Source organism: Facklamia sp. P13064 (assembly GCF_050409425.1).
In the GTDB taxonomy this organism is placed as follows: domain Bacteria; phylum Bacillota; class Bacilli; order Lactobacillales; family Aerococcaceae; genus Facklamia.
In genome coordinates, this window is sequence record NZ_JBNUPM010000036.1 from 1 (window position 1) to 3,262 (window position 3,262).

Annotated in this window: 4 protein-coding genes; all 4 read left to right on the forward strand. The window is 23.4% G+C overall.

The window, feature by feature from the left end:
• Positions 1–562 precede the first annotated feature (562 nt).
• On the forward strand, positions 563–706 hold the full coding sequence (locus ACQV2S_RS08625) for a hypothetical protein (RefSeq protein ID WP_428876628.1): 144 nt from the start codon (positions 563–565) through the stop codon (positions 704–706).
• 142 nt (positions 707–848) lie between these two features.
• The gene (locus tag ACQV2S_RS08630; RefSeq protein ID WP_428885400.1) at positions 849–971 is read left to right on the forward strand and encodes a DUF2087 domain-containing protein; all 123 of its coding nucleotides are present in this window, start codon (positions 849–851) and stop codon (positions 969–971) included.
• 27 nt (positions 972–998) lie between these two features.
• Entirely contained in the window at positions 999–1,664 is a 666-nt protein-coding gene (locus ACQV2S_RS08635) for an MFS transporter (RefSeq protein WP_428885398.1), read from the forward strand.
• Positions 1,665–2,146: 482 nt separating this feature from the next.
• Complete coding sequence (locus ACQV2S_RS08640) at positions 2,147–2,926, forward strand: hypothetical protein (RefSeq protein ID WP_428885399.1); 780 nt, start codon at positions 2,147–2,149, stop codon at positions 2,924–2,926.
• Positions 2,927–3,262: the final 336 nt, after the last annotated feature.

A 3,262-nucleotide genomic window follows, 5' to 3' on the forward strand; every position in this document is an offset into this window, starting at 1 on the left:
CGAAAGATCATCTAAAATGCGAGGTTAGGATCGGAAATAACAGAAGTATTGATCTAATAATTACAATCTTGAAATGTAGGTTACACAATTTATCTGACACTACCCAAGCAACAAGTTAGACTACGAATAAAATCTAAATGTTATAATGATGAAATTATCAATAAAATTAAAAAGTCTAGTATTGTTCAAAATTTTTGGGGTTTAACTTTTGAAAAAGAAATTGGTAGATATATGATGGGTATAAGGATTGAAGTTTTTGAAGCTATTAGTTTTTTAGATTCAAAAAGGATAGTAAAATTTTTAACATCGAATAAAGAATTAATATTTGATGATGGAGAAATGAATAATGCAATTAAAAAAATTATTACTTATTAATACATTTTATTTACTAAATGTATTTTACACTAAAATTCATCAAGCATTGGAAATTTTCACCCCTTATAGTAATGAAAAATAAAATAGACCGCTAAAAAAGGAATAGTTTGATTCAATAGAAAAACTAAGTAAATATAACTCAAATATTTTTAAAGAAATTAAATTTAGTATTAAAGAAGAAAACTATGTGAAAAAATTTGGACAACCCAATATTTTAGATTTGATTCATTTAAGTAATATTCGCTTAGTTGGCAATGATATTTTACTAGAAAGAGAGGTTTATCAATATATAGGATATTACTTAAAAAAAAGAAGGGAGTTTAATAAATAATGATAGAAAGATTTATTGATCAAAGAGGGAGAATAATTGTTATTCCCAAAAAACAAAAAAATAAAATTATTATCTTTGACTATATTTTTGAATTAATCAAAAAAAAGGTGATGAATTTTCTGAGAGTGAACTAAATAATATTATACAGGTATACTATGATGATTATGCGACAATGAGAAGATATTTAGTAGATTATGGTTATTTAAATAGAGATATATACGGGAGTATATATTGTATAAATTCGGAGATAAATCATGAAAGCTAAAATTCATTATTATTATTATTTGAATTTTTGTCTGTCTCATTAGTTTCATTTTTTAACCCAATATTGTATATTTATTTATTTAAAAACTTTTCATTAAGTGATGTAGGTTTATATCTAGCTCTATTTTGGCTATCGTCTTTTCTTACAGAGATACCATGTGGAGCTATAACAGATGTTATAGGAGAGAGAAAATCAATTTTTTTAAGTGGTCTATTTAGAATTTTAGGGATTTTAATGATATTAAGTAGTTCATATACACTTCTCCTGTTTTCAGCTTTTTTATCTGGAATTAGTGAGTCTTTTTATTCTGGAACATTATCCAGTTGGCTAATCAAAGATTTAAATTTATCACAGGATAGAGATATCTTAGAACACATATTTTCTAAGGCGTCTATTATAGGATTATTGGCTGCATTGGTCATTGGAACTTTGAGTGCGGATGTATTGTATAAATATAATACAGATTTGCCATTTTATTTCAGCATATTATTTAGTATTATTTTAATTGTTTCAGTTATTAAATCTCCAATTAAAGATTTTAAAAATAAAAAAATATCTTTTAAAAATACTTTTAAATATTCATATGGTGAAATAAAAACAATATTTAAACAAATTATGACATCTAAAAAGAGTATTGTATTTATATTATTTTTACTTCTCCCTAAAGTGATAGATATAGGACCATCAAATTAGTGGCAGGCAATATTTTATACTAATAATATAGAAAATATTATTAGTATTATGTGGATAATAATCTCATTAAGTGGGCTTGTAGGGAGTTTAATATCTCATAGGATATTATATAAAAAAATATTTCTTATGTGATAACTTCGTTAACAATAATAGATATTATATTCTTATCCTTATTTATTCTCTCAAAAAATATATGGATGGGAATTATTATTTTTCAATTCACGTAATGCTTAATACTATAACTGAAATTAAAAGTAATGTCGCTCTTCATTCAGATTTTGTGCAAGATGATAATCTACGAAATACAACAATCTCATCTTTTTATAATATTGAATCAATATCTATTTCAATAATATTAGTTTTAAATGGGTTTATTTCTGATCAGTTTGGAATACTGAGAACATGGAATATTACCAATATTGATGTTCTTTTTATTCTTATTATAATTATTTTTAAATATAAAAAAAGAAAGAGTTTTTTAAATGGCGATTAAAAAAACCTATGAACATTCTGTTATAGAAGAGCATCAGTCCATGCTGTATTTAAATAGTATAAATATACAAGATAATATCAAGGCGCACAAAATTCATAATGAAATAGATTTTATTGATAGTCTCCCAAATATAGAATCATTAGATATTAGTAAATATAAAAAATCTGTATTAAATTGCCAAGTTAACACCCTCTTAATAAGAAATAAATTTGACTACTTATCTTGGAGAAAAAATAAAGATTTTTCTGAGATTAGTTTAATTCCAATAAAAATGCAAATGCATAACTTTTCCAAGGCTAAGATTAGTAGTGAATTTTTTAAAAAATTATGTAATAGTACAACTGAAGTTTTGTTAAAAGATATATTATTTTATATATCTGACACATTGTCTTTAAATGTTATATATTTAAAAGGTATGATAGATGGATATAAATGTGTATTTTTACCTTTAAAAAATATTAATTATATTATTATAGGAGACAAAGTAGGCCCGTTTCATTTTTATTATTTATTACATGAAGTTAGTCATGTAATTGTAAATTTTTTATTAATCAAAATGAATTTAATTTTTTCTATAGAGGAGGAAGAATATTGGGCTCATTTTTTTGAAAGTGCATTTATTAATTCCTATTTTAACAGTGAAAAAGAAAATTATATCGGATTTACACAGGCTCTATTAGAAGAAAATAAAGCAATAACAGAGTTTCAAATTGAACTTTTTAAATATCCATTAAAATATAGCTCCTTAGAAGATAAAAAAATTATATAAGGATAAATTATTTAAATATAATCTAGTTTCAAGTGAAAAATATATTAATTATGATTTTATGTTTGATTTTTTATCTAATCCTTTTTATTCAGCCTCTTATATTAATGCACAAATAAATGCACTAGATAATATTAATAAAAAAGATATAGTAACTGTTTTGGAAACATTTATCGAAACATACAAATTTTGTTAGGAGCCTCTTATAATTAATTAAATATAATTCATTATTCACTTAAAAATTGATATGTCAAAATTTTTTAGTCACTTTTTTAAAGGCTCTTTGTCCAATAGGGTTGATGCTATCCAAGGAGATTAAGCAATTAACGGTTGCTTAGT